This window comes from Stenotrophomonas sp. (assembly GCF_032066555.1).
GTDB lineage: Bacteria > Pseudomonadota > Gammaproteobacteria > Xanthomonadales > Xanthomonadaceae > Stenotrophomonas.
The window spans coordinates 262,457-280,365 of sequence record NZ_DAMBKV010000003.1 but is presented as its reverse complement, the minus strand read 5'-3'; the positions used below and the strand labels follow the sequence as shown (position 1 = coordinate 280,365).

Sequence of the window (17,909 nt, the reverse complement as noted above, 5' to 3'; positions counted from 1 at the left end):
GTAGAACCAGTAGAACCAGTAGAACCAGTAGAACCAGTAGAACCAGTAGAACCAGACTTGCCCAAGACGCTGAACGGCATCATGCAAGGCTTCGCCTCTGCCTATGCCGGCAACACGGCAGTGTCCACAAGCACCGCGAGCTTCCAGTTCGATGCTGCCGCCGGTACCTTCACCGCCAGCATTGCGCCGGAGTCCTGGAACGGTGCCTCCCTGTCAGGTGCGGGTGACTATCTGCATGACCGCAGCTATGAGTTCGAAAGCAACCAAGGCAGCCTGCGCGTGGACGGAAGCCCGGACCTGCTCTGCAACTGCGATTACCTGAGCTGGGGACATTGGGAGGCGATCAATGTACCGGGAACCCAGCCGGGCATTCCGGGCGAGGATGTGCCACCGAACGTCGCACAGAACGGTTACTGGATCATCGGCAAGCTGACCCCGCTGGCCGAGCTGCCGACCAACATCGTTGCCACCTATTCGGGCATGGTGATCGGTGCGGCTTATCGTGATGACCAGGTCGTCGACGGTTTGACCGGGGATTTCACCGCGACAGTGAACTTTGCCGCCGGCACCGGCAGCTTGAACATCGCCAATTTCGATGGGCACAGTTTCGGCAGCAGCTTTGACCTGGGTTCAGCCGCTTCCGGCATGCCGGACAACGCGATCTCGGGGACCATCGAGTCCACCATGGCCGCGCCTTATTTCGGCCGCTACACCGCTGGCTTCGCCTCGGACGGCACGGACAACACCGCGGCGATGCTGGGCACCTTCGATGTGCGTGAGGAAGGCGGAACGAACTGGTCGGCCACCGGCATCTTCGCTGGCAAGAAAACCAGTGAGACGCCTGCTTCCGGCGCCCCGTGAGCGCGCTGTCGTCGAGCCGCCGCAAGGCAACGCCAGCGCGACCGCGCCGCGCCAGCTTGCTGCTCGGTGGGGTGGCGGTGTTGTTGCTGGCATTGCTGATCGACACCGCGTTCCGCGATGGCCTGTCGCGGCAGGCTGATCTGCTGTTCGACAGTTTCCAGCGCGCCGCCCCGCGTGCGGCCACGCCTGATCCGGGCGTGCTGGTGGTGGACATCGATGAGGCATCGCTGGCGCGGGTTGGGCAATGGCCGTGGCCGCGCGATCAGATGGGACAGCTGGTCGATACCGTCGGCAGTCTTGGTGCGGCGGTCATTGCCTTCGACATGGTGTTCACCGAACCGGACCGTACTTCGCTGGGACAACAGCTGCAGCGCCTGCAGGCGCAGGGCATCGGCGTCCAGGTGCCGGATGGCGCGCCGTTGGACAATGATCGCGTGTTCGCCGAGGCCATCGCCCGCAACCCGGTGGTGATGGGGGTTGCGCTGTCGAGCGAAACCCGGCGCGCATTGTCACCGCCGCTGGCCGGGCTGTCGTTCGCCGGCAGCGACCCGCGCCGCTATCTGCCCGCTTTCGAAGGCGGGTTGTCCAATCTGCCGGCGTTGAGCGCGGCGGCCACCGGCATCGGCAGCTTTTCGTTTCCGCCGGCACACGACAACATCATCCGTGCGATGCCGTTGCTGGCGTCCGCCAATGGCCAGCTCTATCCCGGTCTGGGCGTGGAAGCCCTGCGCGTCGCGCAGGGCGCAACCGGCCTGGTGCTGCGCTCCAGTGATGCCAGCGGTGAAAGCGCCGCTGGCCCGCTTGCGCTGACTGCAGTGAAGGTCGGCATGCTGGAGTTGCCAGCCGCCGCCGATGGCCGCTTTCGCGTCCATTATTCGGGCATGCCGCATATGACGGTGATTCCGGCATGGCAGCTGTTGCAGGGTGATGCGGCGGCATGGTCGGACAAGGTGGAGGGCCGTGTTGTGCTGGTCGGCACCTCGGCCATCGGCCTGCGCGACATCGTTGCCACGCCGCTGGCGGCGGCCGAACCCGGCGTCAATGTGCATGCCGAGCTGATCGACCAGGCCTTGAATCAACAATCCCTGCAGCGCCCGGATTGGGCGCGCGGCGCGGAAGTGCTGGTTGCCATCGTCAGCAGTGTGCTGTTGTTGCTGGTGCTGGCGGGTGCACGGCCGCTGCTGTCTTCGCTGGTCTTTCTGCTGTTGCTGGCCGGTGTGCTCGGCATGGCGTGGTGGGCGTATACCCGGCACGCCTGGTTGCTGGATCCGGTGCCGGCACTGCTATGCCTGCTGGCGGTGTTTGTCAGCATGCTGCCGGCATTGCTGTTTGCCGGTAACCGAGAGAAGCGTTTCGTGCGTTCGGCATTTGCGCGCTACCTGTCACCTGCGCTGGTCGAGCGACTGTCGCACGATGCGCAGGCCCTGCAGCTTGGTGGCCAGACGCGGCGGATCACCGTGCTTTTATCTGATATCCGCGGATTCACCTCGTTGTCGGAGAATCTCAGCCCGGATGCATTGACCGCGTTGCTCAATGACTTCCTGACGCCGATGACCGATGTGTTGCTGGCGCATGAAGCGACCATCGACAAGTACATCGGCGACGCGATCATGGCGTTCTGGAATGCACCGGTCGACATCGCCGCGCATCCACGCAAGGCCTGCCTGGCGGCGCTGGGCATGGTGGCTGCGGTGGAGGCGCTCAATCGCGAACGCGGCAGCGCATTGCGCATCGGTGTGGGTTTGAACCTGGGCGATGCCTGCGTCGGCAACCTGGGTTCGCAGCAGCGGTTCTCCTATTCGGCCATTGGTGACACCGTCAACCTCGCCTCGCGCGTGGAAGGGCTGACCAAGTACTACGGCGTCACCGTGATGGTGACCGATGCGGTGCGCGTCGAGGCTGCCGATCTGGCCTATCTGGAAGTGGATCGGGTGCGGGTGGTGGGACGCACTGAACCGGTGCAGCTGTTTGCCTTGCTTGGCGATGCGCAGTTTGCGCAGCAGGCGGATTTCCAGGCGCTGGCACAGGCCCACGCACAGGTTCTTGGTCTGTATCGCTGCGGGGATTTCGGTGCTGCGCTGCGTGCGCTCGGCGCACTGCAGGCGCAGTACGAACTGCAGCTGCTTACGCAGTTGCACATGCTTTACCTGCAGCGACTTGAGCAGTTGATCAAACATCCGCCGACGCAATGGGATGGCATCTTCACGGCGACCTCCAAGTAGTGCCAGACTCAACCCCTGACCTGAACCCGATCGGCACATGTCCCTGATTCCGTCGTTGACCACGTTTGTGTTGTTGATCGTCGGCCATGCATTGGCGGATTACCCGTTGCAGGGCGAGTTTCTGTCCAGGGCCAAGAACCGCTTCGCGCCGCTGGCCGGGGTGCCGTGGTACCAGGCATTGGGCGCGCATGCGGTGATCCACGGTGGGGTGGTGGGCTGGGTCACCGGCAGCATGTTGCTGGGCCTGTTCGAGGCGCTGGCACATGCTTTGATCGATGACCTCAAGTGCGGCCATCGCATCAGCTACAACGTCGACCAGCTGCTGCACATCGTCTGCAAATTTGTGTGGGTGGCCTTGCTGATGGTGTTCGGCCCCTTGCCCTGATCGCGTGCCTTGCGCCGCATCAATCCTCGAACTCGGGCATCACTTCGCCGCGGCGCCAGGCGTTGATGCCGTCCAGGCCGCCGGCCTTGTCGAGGAAACGCAGCGTGTATTCATAACCGGCCTGTTCCTGCGCACGGCCCAGCTTGAAGGCGAGCAGGCCCATGCCCGGGACGGTGGGTGGTTTCAGCAGCAGGTCGCTGCCAAGACCGGTGCCGCGCAGCATGCGCCCGGAGGTGATCTGCATCGAACGCGCCGCCACCTCACCAATACGCGGGAAGTCATCGCCCTTGCGCCGCCCGCGCAGCAGCTGCCAGGCCAGTGACAGGCGCGATGGTACGTTGCCGTAGGCACTCCGCACCCGCCACTCGTTGCCCGGCGACAGCATCGACACGATGTTGGGCCCGCTCTTGATGGCGCGCATCACCGAGATCGGCACGTTGTTCATCACCCCGCCATCGACCAGCACCTGTCCTTGTTCGTTGATCCACGGCGGCAGCGCCACCGGGATGGCGGTGGAAATGCGCAGTGCCTGCCAGGTCAGGCCGTGGCGCACCACTTCCAACTCGTTGGTGGACAGGTTGGCCCCCACCGCGAAGTAGTTCAGCGGCAGGTCTTCCAGGCGTGCATCGCCGAGCTGTGCCTGCATGCAGGCATCCAGGTGGCGGTGGTCGAGCAGGCTGTACCAGGGCAGGGTGAAGCGCCCCAGCGCCTTGTTGCGCAGGAAGAACTGCTCGTAGTCCTGCATCATCGCCGCGGCGTCCTGGCCGGCGGCGTAAGCGTGGCCGACCACCGAGCCAATCGAAGTGCCGCCGATGATGTCCAGTTCGATGCCGGCCTCGGACAGCGCCCGCAAGGTGCCGATATGGCCGGCACCCAATGCACCGCCGCCGCCCAGTACCGCACCCAGCCCGCGTCCGGTCAGCAGCCGCGCCACCCGTGCGTAGTCGCGTGGTTGCTGCAATGCCAGATGATGGTGCAAGTGCAGTGGCCGATCCTGCAGCCAATGACGGGTGTGGCGGATGGCATCGCCGGCCTGTTCGCGCCATAGCAGCAGGCCGACCTGGCGCGGCCGGAACAGGGGCAGGGCATAGGCTTCCAGCGCACTCAGCGGTACCGGGCCGGCCTCCGCCAGGTCCTGGCGGCCGCATAGCAGCAACTGGTCACAGTGGCGCAGCGCGGCGCGGTCCCAGACGTCATTGCCATCGCCGGCGACCAGCACCAGTTTGTTGCCGGCGTGTTCCTGCAGGCCCAGCCACTGCGAGAGCTGCTGCTCGTTGTCGGCGACGACGTCGGCGGGCAGGTCGCGTGCACGCAGGGCGCTGGCGGCGGTGCCACTGGCCTGCAAGGCCTGCAGCAGTTGTTCGACCAGCTGCGCCGGGATGGGGGCGCTGCCGGCCGGGCACAGCCCGATTGCATCGGCGATGCGTGGTGCCATCGCAGCCGCTGCCGAGGTGGTGGCGGCCAGGCGTCGGCCAAGGATGCGCAGGATCGACTGGGTGAAGTCCGGCTGCGCCGCCGACACATGCTCAAAGCTGTCGCGGCTGAGTTCCAATACCTCCGAGTCGCGGCTGGCGACCACATCGGCGGTACGCGGCAGGCCACCAAAGAAGGCGATCTCGCCGACCGGTTCCCCTGCTCCGATCTCGGCCACCAGGTGACGGCCACCGAGCAGCACCTCAAAGCGCCCGCGCAGCACGTAGTAGACATGATTGGCGGCCTCGCCCTGGCGTACCAGGTGCTCGCCCTTGCGCAGCTGCAGTCGCCGCATCCGGGCAAGCAGGCTGTCGCGTTGGGCGTCGGAAAGCCCGGCCAGCAGGTCGGAACGGGGAGCGGTGGCAGTATCCAAGGGACGGCTCGTGCTGTGATCGGTGACGTTTACCCGCCTGTTATCGCCGCAGACCGTAAGAGTGGGCTGAATCGCCGGGCGATGTTCCGCGCAAATGCGTCAGCCGCGACCCCACGACGAGGCGGTGGACAGGGGTGGGGCAGGGATAGACGGTCAGCTACCGGGACGCGCCCATGCATCCTGCCTGGGCTGAGTTGTGGTGGTTCAGCACGGGGCCGTCGGGTGGCTGCGGAGGTCACGGAGCGGCGTGGTTCAGCCCGGTCGTTTACTCTTTGCAGCCCGAGTTCCCCGCTGGCGCCCGTTGAGGCCGCACAGCCATCTGACTTTCGATCCGATCATGTCCCAGCTTTCCGCCTCGCCTGCCACCCGCTACGCCGACTCCCTGCGCCTGTCCGTCGCCCCGATGATGGACTGGACGGATCGGCATTGCCGGGTGTTCCACCGGCTGTTGGCGCCGGGCGCGCGGCTGTATACCGAGATGGTGCATGCCAATGCGGTGATCCATGGCGACCGCGAGCGGCTTATCGGTTTCAACCCGGTCGAGCAGCCGCTGGCCCTGCAGCTGGGTGGCAGCGATCCCGATGCGCTGGCCCAGGCTGCCCGAATTGCCGCCGAGTGGGGCTATGACGAGGTCAACCTCAATTGTGGCTGCCCGTCTGACCGGGTCCAGGCCGGGCGCTTCGGTGCCTGCCTGATGCGTGAACCTGAATTGGTTGCTGAATGCGTCGCGGCGATGGTGGCGGCGGTGGATATCCCGATCACGGTCAAATGCCGCCTGGGTGTGGACGAGGACAAGGACTACGACGTGTTTGCCGGTTTTGTGGATCGGCAGGTCCAGGCCGGCGCCGCGATGGTGGTGGTGCATGCCCGCAATGCCTGGCTCAAGGGCTTGTCGCCCAAGGAAAACCGCCAGATCCCGCCGCTCCGCTATGAATGGGCCTACCAGCTCAAGCGTGAGCGTCCGACGCTGCCGTTGGTGATCAACGGTGGCATCGCCACGGTCGAGGCCGCACAGCAGCACATGCAGCACATGGACGGGGTGATGCTCGGCCGCGCGGCCTATCACGACCCCTACGTGCTGCATGCCCTGGACTGCGCGCAGACCGGGCAGCCGCTGCGCGGCCGCGAGGAACTGCTGGTTGCGCTGCGGCCCTATGTCGAGGCACAGCTGGGTGCCGGCCTGGCCTTGAAGCACATCACCCGCCACGTGCTCGGCCTGTTCCATGGCCAGCCGGGTGGACGCGGTTTCCGCCAGGTGCTCAGCGAGGGCGCGCACCGGCCGGGTGCCGACTGGGCACTGGTCGAGCAGGCATTGGAGGTCACCCGCCAGCAGGCCGCACGGGTTGCCTGAGCGGTCGATGGAGGCGGCGCCGCAGGACATGTTTGGTCAGCTTGCTGAACGAGTAGGCAGGGCGAGGGGACGGGTTCAGATCGGATTCACCCCTAAAAATCAAGAATTTGGCTCGATTTCGTAAGGCCTCGGGGAAATTTTCAGGGGTCGTGGTTTACGAATTTTGAACGTTGCCTCGCCGTCCGCTAGGATCTGTCCCATGCATTCGCTTTCCCGTCGTCGTCTGCTGGTCGCCCTGATTGCCACGTTGGTCGTGGCCGGTCCGGGCGTGGTCGTGGCGTCGGCGCAGCAGCCGCAACAATCGCGGGGCGAGCACGCCCGTGGCATGGACGGCGGTGAGCGCGTTGCACGCGCGGGCCGTCAGGGCGGTGCAGACCGCTCGCTGTCCGATGCCGTGCGGCGCGTGCAACGCGAGACCGGTGGGCGCATTCTTGGCGCCGAGCGCGTGCCGTATGACGGCCGCGACATCAATCGTGTCAAATACATGGATGACCGTGGGCGCGTACGCTACATGGACGACCCTTCGCCTTCACGAGACCACCCGCGCGACCAGCGGGCGGAGCTGCCACCACGCGGCGATAACTCCTGAACAGCGATAGTGGTTGTGGGTTTTGAATACACACGCTGGCCGCTTGGCCGGCCCAAAGTACTAGGGAGAGTTCATGCGTATCCTTCTGGTTGAAGACGAAGCCCCGCTGCGGGAAACCCTTGCGGCCCGCCTCAAGCGCGAAGGTTTTGCCGTGGATGCCGCTCAGGATGGCGAGGAAGGCCTGTATATGGGCCGCGAAGTGCCGTTCGACGTGGGCATCATCGATCTGGGCCTGCCCAAGATGTCGGGCATGGAGCTGATCCGCGCGCTGCGTGACGAGGGCAAGAAATTCCCGGTGCTGATCCTGACCGCACGTTCCAGCTGGCAGGACAAGGTCGAGGGCCTGAAGCAGGGCGCCGATGACTACCTGGTCAAGCCGTTCCATGTGGAAGAGCTGCTGGCCCGCGTCAACGCGCTGCTGCGCCGCGCCGCTGGCTGGTCCAAGCCGACCCTGGAATGTGGCCCGGTGGCGCTGGATCTGGCCGCCCAGACGGTGAGCGTGGCCGGCAGCAATGTCGACCTGACCAGCTACGAGTACAAGGTACTGGAATACCTGATGATGCATGCCGGTGAGCTGGTCTCCAAGGCCGACCTGACCGAGCACATCTACCAGCAGGATTTCGACCGCGACTCGAACGTGCTGGAAGTGTTCATCGGCCGTCTGCGCAAGAAGCTGGACCCGGACGGCGAGCTCAAGCCGATCGAAACCGTGCGTGGTCGCGGCTACCGCTTCGCGATTCCGCGCAACGAGGGCTGAGCCCCGCCAAGGGGTAGAGCGTGATGACGGGCCGTCAGTGGCTATTGAAGCGTTGGCGGCCCCGCTCCCTGCAGGCCCGCCAGCTGTTGGCGGCGTCGGTGGGCCTGGTGGCCTTCCTGGCCCTGGCCGGTTACGCGCTGGATGCGGCCTTTGGCCAGACAGCGCGTGACAACCTCAGCGAGCGCCTGAAGAACTACGCCACCGCCTATGCCGGTGGCATCGATTTCACCCGTGATGGCTCGCTGTACATCCGCGAACAGCCACCGGATCCGCGTTTCGATGTGCCCGGCAGCGGCCTGTACCTGCAGGTGGTGATGCCCGGCCATGTCGCCAACTCGATGTCGGCCGAAGGCCCGATGCTGCCGGACGTGAGCGAGCACACGCTCAAGCCGCGCGAGGAAGTATTCGAAGGTCCCTTGCCCATCACCCAGATCGACGGCACGCCCGGCGAGGTCTATCGCTACGGCATGGGCCTGGTATGGGGCGGCGATGGCGCGCCCGAATCCGAGTTCCCGTACACCATCTATGTGCTTGAGGATTCGCGCGCGCTGGGCATGCAGCTGCGCAGTTTCCGTGCGGCGGTGTGGTTCTGGCTGGGTGTTACCGGCCTGATCCTGCTACTGCTGCAGACGCTGGTGCTGCAGTGGAGCCTGCGCCCGCTCAAGCGCGTGATCAACGAACTGACCCGCGTGCAGCGCGGCGAACGCGAACGCATGAGCGAACTGCATCCGCGCGAGCTGGAGCCGCTGACCGAAAGCATCAACGCCTTCATCGAGAGCGAGCGCGAGAACCTGGAGCGCCAGCGCAATACCCTGGCCGATCTGGCGCACAGCCTGAAGACACCGCTGGCGGTGCTGCGCAACGAGTTGGAAAGCGGTACCAGCAATGAGAGCGAGCTGCGCGAGGAAGTGGGCGTGCAGTTGCAGCGCATGAACAACCTGGTGTCCTACCAGCTGGCACGCGCGGCATCGTCCGGGCACAAGCTGTTCTCCGCGCCGGTGCCGATCGAAACCACGGCCGAGGAAATCGTGCGCGGGCTGGAGAAGGTCTACGCCGCCAAGGGCGTGTTCTGCGAGTTCGAGGTGGCGCCGGGGGTGAACTTCTACGGCGAGCCGGGCGACCTGCAGGAACTGCTGGGCAACCTGTTGGAGAACGCCTTCAAGTGGGCCAACCGACGCGTGCTGCTGACCGCCAAGCCGATCACCGCTGGCAATGGCAAGCGCGCAGGCCTGGCGTTGGCAGTGGACGATGATGGCCCGGGCATTGCCGAGGACAATATCGCCAAGGTGCTGCAGCGTGGCGTGCGCGGCGATGAGCGCGTGCAGGGCCACGGCATTGGTCTGTCGATCGTGCAGGACCTGATCAAGGCCTATCGCGGTGAACTGCAGGTCAAGCGTTCGGAAGAGCTGGGCGGCGCCCGTTTTGAAGTGACCTTGCCGCCGGGTATCTAGTTCCGGAACAGGCCTGGGAATTGCCGGCCGCGTGCGTGTTCTTGGTGCTTCTTGCGCTTGAGCTGAAGGCAAAGTCAAAAACCGACCCCTCCCCAACCCTCCCCTTGGCTGCGCCAAAGGGAGGGGGCGAAGCCTGCTCCCTCCCTTGCGCACGCAGTGCGTAGGGGAGGGCCGGGGAGGGGTTCGCTTTTGATCCTGCTCTAGCTCTAGCTCTACCGCAGCGCAGCCTCAACCGGCCCATAAAACCGCCGCAGATGCGCGGCCACCGCCGGCATTGTCTCCGCCAGCAGTTCCGGTGCGGAGAAGTGGTACTCACTGACTACCGCAAAAAACTCCTCCGGCGCTTCCGCCGCATAGGGGTCAATCACGGTTTCGACCTCCGCATCCACCTGCGCGCAGAACGCGTCATAGGCCTGCTGGAAATCCCGCGCCCATTGCCGCTGCCATTCGCGCGGCAGCGGCGGTGTGCCATCGATGGCGCCATCCAGCGCATCGATCTTGTGCGCCATCTCATGCACGGCCACGCAGAAGCCGGCCTGCGGATCGGCGATGTCAGCCTGCACATCGGCCCACGACAGGATCAGTGGGCCGCTGCCCCAGGCCTCGCCGATCAGCTCGTCGTCCCACTCGTGCAATACCCCGGCCGCATCGGTATGGGTCTGGCGCACGCGGAATGCATCCGGGTAGACCACCAGTTCCGACCAGCCATGCAGGCCTTCGCGACCGAACTCGATCAGCGGCAGGCAGCACAGCGCTGCCAGCAGCATGCGCTGGCCGGCATCCAGCTCCAGCCCGGCAACCGGGGTGATGGTCTTGCGCTGCAGGAACAGCTCTACCAGCGCCCGCAGCTTGCGCTCGCGCTCGGCGGACAACGTGGACAACCACAGGCAGTGCCGGCAGGTCTGCTGCCAGAGTGCGTCATCAAGTGGAGGCGGCGTGCGCTGCCACCAGCGCAGCAACGACTGGATCAGCGGAACATCCCGGGCAACAAGCGGTGCCAGCGCGGTGCGCGCAGGCGCGGCAGCAGATCCTCATCGCTTCCACCACCGGCAGCACGCGGGGTAGCGGTCTTGGCCGGGGCCGGGGTGGCCGGCGGGGCGTTGGCGATGCCAACCGCGGCGGCCGGGGCCGCCACCCGCTCCACTTCGGCCGGCGCGTAGCTGCACGCACTTTGGCCAGCGCCGCCGAGCGCGTCCGAAGCCTGCGCTGCAACCGGCGCCAGCAGCAGGATCAGGCAATGAGCGAGGTGGCGCATCGTCAACATCCAAGGGCGGGCGAATTTCCGATTCTAGCCTGCTTTTTCTCCGGAATTGGGAGCCGACGCTGGGCGCTCCCCGGGCCTTGCCGCATAATTTCCCGGTCTGTTGTGAGGAAGCTGCTGTGGATGACCGCCAATTGCTGGCCAAGCTGGGTGCCGGGGCGTTGTCCGGCGATGCGCTGGCGCGTGAGCTGGGATTGACCCGGGCGGCCGTCTGGAAGCGTATTCAAGGGCTGCGCGCTGCTGGCGTGGTGATCGAAGGGCGCGCTGGCGACGGCTATCGGCTGGCCCAGCCGCTGGAATTGCTGGACCCGCAACAGATCCGCGCAGCCCTGCCGGCGGCGGTACTGCCGCTGCTGTCCGGGTTGGAAACAGCGTGGACTTTGAGCTCGACCAACACCGAATTGCTGCAGCGCAGCGCGCCTGAGCGCGGAACCGCGGTGCTGCTGGCCGAACGCCAGACCGGAGGCCGCGGCCGTCGCGGCCGCCATTGGGCCTCGCCGCTGGCCGCACACATCTATCTTTCACTGTCGCGCGGCTTCGGCGGCGGCCTGTCGCGGATGGGCGGGCTGAGCCTGGCGGTCGGCGTGGCGGTGGTGGAGGCGCTGCATGCGCTGGGTTTCAAGCATGCCGGGTTGAAATGGCCCAATGACGTGGTCGTGGACGGCCATAAGCTCGGTGGCCTGCTGGTCGAAGGCGGTGGCGAATTCGCCGGGCCGGCGCGGGCGGTGATCGGACTGGGTTTGAACGTACGCATGCCGCAGGCCAGCGCTGCCGACATCAGCCAGCCCTGGACCGATCTGGATACGCTGGCTGGTGCCCAGGTATCGCGCAACACCGTGGCGGCGGCCTTGCTGGCTTCGCTGCTGCCGGCACTGGAACAGTTCGAGCAGCATGGCCTGGCGCCGTTCCTGCCACGCTACGCGACCATGGATGTACTCCAGGGCCGCGCGGTGCGGGTGGAGGAGGCCGGTGTACTGCACGATGGCGTGGCCTGTGGGCTGGCCGAGGACGGCGCATTGCAGGTGGAGATTGATGGGCGGGAAACCTGTTTCCATGCCGGCGAAGTCAGCGTGAGGGCGGCATGAGCGATTGGTTGTTTGACCTGGGTAATTCGCGTTTCAAATTCGCACCGTTGCACGGTACTCGCGCCGGTAGCGTGCAGGCCTGGGCGCATGGCGCCGAGGCGATGACTGCCAGCGCGTTGGAAGCCCTGCCGCAAGGCGATACCGCCTGGGTAGCCAGCGTTGCTTCGGCGACCTTGACCGAAGAAGTCATGCAGATGCTGCAGGCCCGCTTCGCCAAGGTGCAGGTGGCCAGGACCCTGCCGCAATGTGCGGGCGTGACCGTGGCCTATGCACGCCCCGAGAAATTCGGCGTGGACCGTTTCCTGGGATTGCTGGCGGTGGCACCGGCACAGCAATCGGTGCTGGTGGTCGGTGTCGGCACCGCCCTTACCATCGATCTGATCGACGCGGATGGCCTGCACCGTGGTGGCCGCATTGGTGCGTCGCCAACGGTGATGCGTGAAGCCCTGCACGCGCGCGCCGTGCAGCTGCCCGCCACGGGCGGTGACTACGCCGAGTTCGCCAACGACACCGCCGATGCGCTTGCGTCCGGCTGCGATGGCGCCGCCGTGGCACTGGTCGAGCGCAGCCTGCGCCAGGCGCAGCTACTGCTGGGCAGTGCGCCGGCCTTGGTGGTGCATGGTGGCGGCGCGTTGCCGTTGCTGCCCTTGCTGCCCTTGCTGCCCGACGCCGACTACCGACCGGCATTGGTGCTGGATGGGCTTGCGCGCTGGGCTGTTCACCACGGCGCGTGTGACCGGTAGGATCACCGCATGCTGACCCGTCTCCTTATCGTCCTGCTGGCCATCCTCAACGTAGGTGTCGCGCTGTGGTGGCTGGCGCCGCGCGCTGAGCCCGTCGCTGTCGTGCCGCCCGCCGAGCCCGGCGTCGCCAGCCTGGAAGTGCTTCCTTCGCCGGCGCCAGGCAAGGTCGGTCCAGCAGCCCCGGTCGTTGCTGGAACCGAGGTTTCCGCGTCTGCAGCGCTGATCGCGACGCCTGCGCCGGCTGCAGCTGCGGAAGCCAAGCCGGCCGCACAGCCGCCAGCAGCCACTGCAGCGGTCGAAGCCAAGCCCGAGCCGGCCAAGCCCGCCGAGAACAAGCCTGCCGAGATCAGGCCGCCAGCCGTCGTGCAATGCGCCAGCCTGGGTCCTTACGCCACGCAGGCGCAGGCGCAGGCGGCGATGAGCGCGCTGGGCACTGATGCCGCACGCCCGCGCCTGCGCGAAGTGCCCGGCAAGGCAGCTAGCAGCTACCGGGTGCTGATCGCCCCGGCCGCCTCGCGCGAGGAGGCCCAGGCCACGGCCAAGCGCATCGTCGAGGCCGGTTTCAGCGATTACTTCATCGTCTCCCAGGGCGAGGAAGCCAATGCCGTTGCCTTGGGGCAGTACCGCAACCGCGAAGGCGCCGAACGCCGCCTGGCCAGCCTGACCGCTGCCGGCTTCCCGGCCAAACTGGCCGCCAGTGGCACCGAAATCGCCCCCAGCTGGTGGGTGGACACCGCTACCGCCGGTGCCGCCACCCCGGCCAGCCTGAAGCAGCGTGCCGCTGCGGCCCAACAACAGTCGTTGGATTGTGCGCGTCTGCGGTAGAATGGCGCGCCCCGCCACGGCGGGGGTCAGGAAGCGCGCATTGTCTGATTGCGCTTTCTTCGGGTTGCAGCGCTACCATCGCGCAACCGCAGCACGTAACACGCCTTGCCGCTTTAGCTCAGTTGGTAGAGCAACTGTCTTGTAAACAGTAGGTCATCCGTTCGATTCGGATAAGCGGCACCATCGCCTGATCCCATGGCGTCCAGGCACGTCCGGAATTCATGAAAAAGCCCGCAGAGATGCGGGCTTTTGTGCGTACGGGCCCAGGCATTTCGTCAGCGCCGTTCAGCGCCGAACTGCGGATTTGCAGCGCAGGCGTCCCTGACTACCTCCTGTGCTTTTCAAACCGGACATCACCTTCCGGCAAGTCCTCTACGTGCTGCCAGCCCAGGGCTCTATAGAAACCGCTGGCGCGACTGGCTTCAGCTGTTTCCAGCCAGATCGTCTGGTGGTGCTGGAACAGGAACTCCTCCGCCTTGTTCATCAGGCTACGGCCCAGGCCCAGCCCCTCGAACTCCGGCAGGACGAAGGCGGCAAACACGCAAGCGTCTACGACATCCGCCATCGAGAAGCCAACCGGTACGCCATCTACCTCGGCGACCCAGGCGCATGGAGCCTCCAGAATCGCCTGTTGAATCGCCTGATGGGTAATTCCCACCTCGGCAAGTTGGTCAAGCGACAGATGATTCTTTTGAACGCTGGTACGGATGTGGAAAATGGCGTCGATGTCGGCCGGGGTGGCCAGCCTTATTGCTCTTCCCTTCACGAACTGCTCCTTCAACTTCGGCGGACATGATGCAACGCTTCTTGCATGCCCGGCCAATGATCCGTGTCCCAACCTCCAACGCAGGAACTGATCGATCCAGCGCACGCCGAATTGTGGCTGGTCGGCAGGCGGTCGCGTCATACCTTTGCCTGGCTTGGGGCGGCACGTGGCAAACTTGGCACTGGTGGTCAAGAGCGCACTTGTTGCGCGCCTGCCTCGGGAGGAGTGGCGTTGAGAGACTTGTCCGTCGAGGAACAGATAGCCAGGTTTCGGCGTGGACTGGCGAATGGAATCATTGCTCGTTTCCACTATTGGTTGTTGGCCATCGCCGTGCTGTGTGCGATTGCCGCGCTGCTGCTCTGGCATCCACTGCCACTGCTGTTCACAGTCTTCTTCTGCGTCGTCGCGCTGTCTGATCGCGGCGCGGGTCGTAACATTGCCGCCGCGGTCACTGCCTACGATATGGGCACGCCGACGCCCTGCGAGGTGGTCATTGAGCTGCGGGAATGGAGCGACGTGGTGACCTGCCACGCCAGGATCGTGCAGGGCGAAGCGGGTGCCTGGACCTTCGTGTTCGTCCCACAGGGCTGGCGTCCGCTTGCCGGCCGGTATGCTGGCAAGGTTTGGAGCAAGGCCAAGGGCGGTGCGCCGTTGATTGCGACCGTCGACGGCGGGGTTCTTATCCCGCGATGCGATCCGGCACGTCCATGAGTGCAATCCAAATCAGGAGATGACGGCTGCGTATTGGACCGTATCCTTCGTCAGCAGTAGATCACTGTCACCAACATCCTTGTTTCGATGCTAGCTCTTGTGCCTCACCGGGCCGACTGCGGCACCCGCCGCAGTTTGCTGACGTCATAGCCCATGGCCTTGATGCGCTTCACCGCGTTCTGATAGTCCGCTTCCGAAACCTGCGGGGTGCGCGCCATGTACCAGACGTAGTCGCGCTTGCTGCGGGCGACGATGGTCTGGCTGTAACCTTCGTCCACCCAGGCGATGATGTATTCGGCCTGGATCGGCCAGATGAACTGCATGCCCCAGACTGCGCCATTGCCTTCGGCTTCGACCTTGCCGATGGGGTGCATTGATTTCAGCGGCGCCTGGAAGCTGCCCTTGCGGTAGGTGAAGGTGGTCTGGATACGTCCGTCGGGCCGCGGTGCATAGCTTTCCACCGCATCGAAGGCTTCGCGTTCCGGTCGCGACGGAATATGCGCGATCACATACCAGTCGCCCATGAAGCGCGGAACATCCACCGATGCCGGGCGCGGGATCGGGCGCGTATCCAGATTGCTGCAGCCAGCGCCGAACAAGGCGATGGACAGCATCGACAGCAGTGGCAAGGTTCGCATGCGCGCGTCCTTTTTCAGCGGGGACGGAACAGGTAGTGCGCCACCAGCCATTGCTGGCCGTCGTCGTAACCGAACAGCTCCGCGCAGGCCATCCAGAACATGCGCCAGCGCTGCCACCAGATACGTGCCGCGGCATCACTGCCGTAGGTCTGCACCAGCAGCGGCATGAGCTGTTCGCGGGCGGCATCCTGGCGCTGCAGCCAATGGTTGGCGGTGCGTTGATAGTGGCGGCCATCCAGCAGCCAGCGCTGCAGCAGCTGCATGTCACCCTGGAAATGCAGCAGGGTATCGGCAGCCGGCATCAACCCGCCGGTGAAGAAATGACGCCCCATCCAGTTGTCCTCGCCCATCGTGTCGAACGGATACATATGCGTGCGATGGGCAAAGATATGCACGAACAAGGCGCCGTCCGGCTTCAGCCAGCGCGAGATGCGGCCAAGCAGGCGTTCGTAGTTGCGGATGTGCTCGAACATCTCCACCGATACACAGCGGTCGAACGTGGCGGCAGGCAGCTGCAGTTGGTTGACGTCGATGGTCAGCACCTCGACGTTGTCCAGGCCGCGTGCCTTGCACTGGGCGAGGATGTGCTTGCGCTGGCTGTGTGAGTTGGAGACTGCAGTGATGCGCGCGCCAGGATAGCGCTCGGCCATCCACAAGGTCAGTGAGCCCCAGCCGCAGCCCAGCTCAAGGATGTGCTGGCCATTGGCGAGCCCGGCGCGTTGCCCGTACAGCTCCAGCATGGCGTCCTCGGCCTGATCCAGGGTCTCGGTGCCGGTGTGGTAGTAGCAGCTGCTGTACTTCAAGCGGTGGCCAAGGCAGGCCTGGAAGAACGCCGCAGGTACTTCGTAGTGCTGGCGGTTGGCAGCATCCACATGCAGGGCGAGCGGACTGCTGGACAACTCGGCGATGCGCCGGCTGAACCGCTCCGATTGCGCTTGCAGGCCTTCCTCCGATTCCTCCTCCAGGCGCTGTGCGCACAGGCGGCGGATGCCCCAGCGCAGTGCGGCATCCGGCAGCCAACCGCGCTCGGCCCAGCCGGTCAGGCCGGGCTCGGCATGGATGGCGGAATCCAGTTGCGTGGCTGCATTCATGGCGATTGCTCCTTGGCGGTGCGAGGAAACCAGGGGAAGAACATCGGGGTACTGCGTTGGTAAGCGCGGTAGTCTTCACCGCGGCTGCGTAGCGCCTGCTTCTCGGTGAAGGGCACGCCGCTCAGGTAGCGCAGGAACAGGTACATCAGTACCGGGCCGGTCCATGCCAGCCACCACAGTGGTGAGCCAACGGCCAGCAACACGTAGGTGAACCAATGCAGCCATTCGAAGAAATAGTTCGGATGCCGGGAGTAGCGCCAAAGCCCCTGCCGACAGGTGCGGCCTTTGTTGGCTGGCACAGCACGGAAGCGCGCAAGCTGGCGGTCGGCAATAGACTCGCCGAGCACGCTCAGCAGCCAAACCAAACCTGCTGCTATCACCCAGATGTAGCCATCGGTGTGCGGATTGCCGGCCACCGCGACGAACGGCAGCGCGAACAGAACTATCAGCAATGCCTGGGCAATGAAGAAGCCGAAGATCTTGCCCTGATGGCTGTGCCAATGTTCGCGCAGATACGTGTAGCGACCATCTTCGGACTCGTGTCGCACGCGCTGCCATAGATGCAGGGCAAGCCGGCTTCCCCACAATCCGCCGAGCACGGCCAAGCTGATGCGCGGCAATGCTGCGCCGTCGCCCAACCACGCGAGCAGCAGCGCAGCGGCAGCCAGGCCCTTGGCCCAGAGCACATCGACGATGCCGATATTGCGATGGCGGCGCTGCCAAGCCCAGCCCCAAAGCATGATCGCCACGGCGTACAACAGCACCCAGCCCAGATTGTTCATGTGCAAGCACCTGTTGGTTGCCCTTGTGTTGAACTGCGGTTCCACCTGCGCGCATTCGTGACCAGCAGCGTCAGCGCCACGCTCCAGCCGATGCCAAGCAGCAGCAAACCATGCCAGGCGGGCGCGGCAAAATGCACGGCGTCAAAGCCGCGTGCAGCGGATAGATAGGCCAGCGGCGCCAACAGCAGGCCGAACGTTGCTGGCAGCGCCCAGTGCCGTTGCAGGAAGGCCATCGAGCAGGTCAGTGTCATCGCGAACGCGGCCCATAGCGCCATGATCCATGGCGGTGGTGCCCAGCCGAACGGCGCAGCGGCGTAGCCGACACGACCGCTTGCTGCCGCAAGCCCATCGACCAGCCAGGCGCACACCAGTGCGAGCAGCAGCAGGCGAAATTCGGTCCGCGGCTGCGCGGCGTTGTAAAGCTGGCTGACGATGTAGAGGGCGGAGGCCAGCAGCGCCGGCCATTGCCAACCCCGTCCGGCACCGGCCACGGCGCACAGCCAGACCAGTTGGTTGCCGAGCAGGTTGAGCAGGGTCCGACGCAT

Annotated in this window: 19 protein-coding genes and 1 tRNA gene; 12 read left to right on the top strand and 8 right to left on the bottom strand. The window is 65.3% G+C overall.

Going from position 1 to position 17,909, the window contains the following annotated elements:
- Positions 1–57 precede the first annotated feature (57 nt).
- The 3 genes from RT131_RS06255 to RT131_RS06245 are packed head-to-tail and all read left to right on the top strand — an operon-like array spanning position 58 to position 3,468.
- The gene (locus RT131_RS06255; RefSeq protein ID WP_313171228.1) at positions 58–861 is read left to right on the top strand and encodes a hypothetical protein; all 804 of its coding nucleotides are present in this window, start codon (positions 58–60) and stop codon (positions 859–861) included.
- The gene (locus RT131_RS06250) at positions 858–3,083 is read left to right on the top strand and encodes an adenylate/guanylate cyclase domain-containing protein (RefSeq protein WP_313171226.1); all 2,226 of its coding nucleotides are present in this window, start codon (positions 858–860) and stop codon (positions 3,081–3,083) included. Before RT131_RS06255 ends, RT131_RS06250 begins: the two co-directional genes overlap by 4 nt.
- Positions 3,084–3,120: 37 nt before the next feature.
- A complete protein-coding gene (locus RT131_RS06245; protein ID WP_313171224.1) occupies positions 3,121–3,468 on the top strand; it encodes a DUF3307 domain-containing protein in 348 nt (115 codons plus the stop codon).
- Positions 3,469–3,487: 19 nt separating this feature from the next.
- On the opposite strand, the gene RT131_RS06240 is transcribed toward RT131_RS06245, so the two are convergent.
- The gene (locus RT131_RS06240) at positions 3,488–5,314 is read right to left on the bottom strand and encodes a cyclic nucleotide-binding and patatin-like phospholipase domain-containing protein (RefSeq protein WP_313171222.1); all 1,827 of its coding nucleotides are present in this window, start codon (positions 5,312–5,314) and stop codon (positions 3,488–3,490) included.
- 337 nt (positions 5,315–5,651) lie between these two features.
- Between RT131_RS06240 and dusA the strand changes: the two genes are divergently transcribed.
- From dusA to RT131_RS06220, 4 genes are all read left to right on the top strand, one after another.
- Complete coding sequence (gene dusA, locus RT131_RS06235) at positions 5,652–6,665, top strand: tRNA dihydrouridine(20/20a) synthase DusA (RefSeq protein WP_313171220.1); 1,014 nt, start codon at positions 5,652–5,654, stop codon at positions 6,663–6,665.
- Positions 6,666–6,864: 199 nt separating this feature from the next.
- A complete protein-coding gene (locus tag RT131_RS06230) occupies positions 6,865–7,254 on the top strand; it encodes a hypothetical protein (RefSeq protein ID WP_313171218.1) in 390 nt (129 codons plus the stop codon).
- A gap of 73 nt (positions 7,255–7,327) precedes the next feature.
- Complete coding sequence (locus RT131_RS06225; RefSeq protein WP_057627010.1) at positions 7,328–8,011, top strand: response regulator transcription factor; 684 nt, start codon at positions 7,328–7,330, stop codon at positions 8,009–8,011.
- A 23-nt stretch (positions 8,012–8,034) separates the two neighbouring features.
- A complete protein-coding gene (locus RT131_RS06220; protein WP_313171216.1) occupies positions 8,035–9,462 on the top strand; it encodes an ATP-binding protein in 1,428 nt (475 codons plus the stop codon).
- 212 nt (positions 9,463–9,674) lie between these two features.
- Here RT131_RS06220 and RT131_RS06215 read toward each other — a convergent pair whose 3' ends face one another.
- Both RT131_RS06215 and RT131_RS06210 read right to left on the bottom strand, forming a co-directional pair.
- Positions 9,675–10,463 carry a zinc-dependent peptidase gene (locus RT131_RS06215; RefSeq protein WP_313171360.1) on the bottom strand — a complete coding sequence of 263 codons (789 nt, stop codon included), beginning with the start codon at positions 10,461–10,463 and terminating at the stop codon, positions 9,675–9,677.
- Complete coding sequence (locus RT131_RS06210; RefSeq protein ID WP_313171214.1) at positions 10,430–10,726, bottom strand: hypothetical protein; 297 nt, start codon at positions 10,724–10,726, stop codon at positions 10,430–10,432. Before RT131_RS06210 ends, RT131_RS06215 begins: the two co-directional genes overlap by 34 nt.
- A 116-nt stretch (positions 10,727–10,842) precedes the next feature.
- On the opposite strand from RT131_RS06210, the gene birA reads away from it, so the two are divergent.
- The 4 genes from birA (at position 10,843) to RT131_RS06190 (ending at position 13,559) form a co-directional block, all read left to right on the top strand.
- Entirely contained in the window at positions 10,843–11,808 is a 966-nt protein-coding gene (gene birA, locus RT131_RS06205; RefSeq protein ID WP_313171212.1) for a bifunctional biotin--[acetyl-CoA-carboxylase] ligase/biotin operon repressor BirA, read from the top strand.
- Positions 11,805–12,551 (top strand): type III pantothenate kinase, encoded by a 747-nt coding sequence (locus RT131_RS06200; RefSeq protein ID WP_313171210.1) that lies wholly within the window; start codon positions 11,805–11,807, stop codon positions 12,549–12,551. Before birA ends, RT131_RS06200 begins: the two co-directional genes overlap by 4 nt.
- 9 nt (positions 12,552–12,560) lie before the next feature.
- Positions 12,561–13,376, top strand: coding sequence for an SPOR domain-containing protein (locus RT131_RS06195; protein ID WP_313171208.1), 816 nt, complete (start codon positions 12,561–12,563; stop codon positions 13,374–13,376).
- Positions 13,377–13,483: 107 nt separating this feature from the next.
- A tRNA-Thr gene (locus RT131_RS06190) sits at positions 13,484–13,559 on the top strand.
- A gap of 142 nt (positions 13,560–13,701) precedes the next feature.
- Here the strand turns inward: RT131_RS06190 and RT131_RS06185 are convergent.
- A complete protein-coding gene (locus RT131_RS06185; protein ID WP_313171206.1) occupies positions 13,702–14,142 on the bottom strand; it encodes a GNAT family N-acetyltransferase in 441 nt (146 codons plus the stop codon).
- A gap of 240 nt (positions 14,143–14,382) precedes the next feature.
- Here RT131_RS06185 and RT131_RS06180 point away from each other — a divergent pair, with 240 nt between their 5' ends.
- Positions 14,383–14,853, top strand: a complete 471-nt coding sequence (locus RT131_RS06180; RefSeq protein WP_313171204.1) for a hypothetical protein — start codon at positions 14,383–14,385, stop codon at positions 14,851–14,853.
- Between the two features lie 104 nt (positions 14,854–14,957).
- Here the strand turns inward: RT131_RS06180 and RT131_RS06175 are convergent, their stop codons facing one another.
- The 4 genes from RT131_RS06175 to RT131_RS06160 are packed head-to-tail and all read right to left on the bottom strand — an operon-like array spanning position 14,958 to position 17,909.
- Positions 14,958–15,491 carry a lipocalin family protein gene (locus RT131_RS06175; protein ID WP_313171202.1) on the bottom strand — a complete coding sequence of 178 codons (534 nt, stop codon included), beginning with the start codon at positions 15,489–15,491 and terminating at the stop codon, positions 14,958–14,960.
- 14 nt (positions 15,492–15,505) lie between these two features.
- Positions 15,506–16,582: a class I SAM-dependent methyltransferase gene (locus RT131_RS06170; protein WP_313171200.1), complete on the bottom strand. Its 1,077-nt coding sequence runs from the start codon at positions 16,580–16,582 to the stop codon at positions 15,506–15,508.
- Complete coding sequence (locus RT131_RS06165; RefSeq protein WP_313171198.1) at positions 16,579–17,364, bottom strand: DUF1295 domain-containing protein; 786 nt, start codon at positions 17,362–17,364, stop codon at positions 16,579–16,581. The genes RT131_RS06170 and RT131_RS06165 overlap by 4 nt, the downstream gene beginning before the upstream one ends.
- Positions 17,361–17,909, bottom strand: coding sequence for a DUF2878 domain-containing protein (locus RT131_RS06160; RefSeq protein ID WP_313171196.1), 549 nt, complete (start codon positions 17,907–17,909; stop codon positions 17,361–17,363). Before RT131_RS06160 ends, RT131_RS06165 begins: the two co-directional genes overlap by 4 nt.

Coding starts and splice junctions, on each gene's coding strand:
- RT131_RS06245 (WP_313171224.1), top strand. CDS start 3,121: ATGTCCCTGATTCCGTCGTTGACCACGTTTGTGTTGTTGATCGTCGGC.
- dusA (WP_313171220.1), top strand. CDS start 5,652: ATGTCCCAGCTTTCCGCCTCGCCTGCCACCCGCTACGCCGACTCCCTG.
- RT131_RS06230 (WP_313171218.1), top strand. CDS start 6,865: ATGCATTCGCTTTCCCGTCGTCGTCTGCTGGTCGCCCTGATTGCCACG.
- RT131_RS06225 (WP_057627010.1), top strand. CDS start 7,328: ATGCGTATCCTTCTGGTTGAAGACGAAGCCCCGCTGCGGGAAACCCTT.
- RT131_RS06220 (WP_313171216.1), top strand. CDS start 8,035: ATGACGGGCCGTCAGTGGCTATTGAAGCGTTGGCGGCCCCGCTCCCTG.
- RT131_RS06210 (WP_313171214.1), bottom strand. CDS start 10,726: ATGTTGACGATGCGCCACCTCGCTCATTGCCTGATCCTGCTGCTGGCG.
- RT131_RS06200 (WP_313171210.1), top strand. CDS start 11,805: ATGAGCGATTGGTTGTTTGACCTGGGTAATTCGCGTTTCAAATTCGCA.
- RT131_RS06195 (WP_313171208.1), top strand. CDS start 12,561: ATGCTGACCCGTCTCCTTATCGTCCTGCTGGCCATCCTCAACGTAGGT.
- RT131_RS06175 (WP_313171202.1), bottom strand. CDS start 15,491: ATGCGAACCTTGCCACTGCTGTCGATGCTGTCCATCGCCTTGTTCGGC.
- RT131_RS06170 (WP_313171200.1), bottom strand. CDS start 16,582: ATGAATGCAGCCACGCAACTGGATTCCGCCATCCATGCCGAGCCCGGC.
- RT131_RS06165 (WP_313171198.1), bottom strand. CDS start 17,364: ATGAACAATCTGGGCTGGGTGCTGTTGTACGCCGTGGCGATCATGCTT.
- RT131_RS06160 (WP_313171196.1), bottom strand. CDS start 17,909: ATGCGTCGGACCCTGCTCAACCTGCTCGGCAACCAACTGGTCTGGCTG.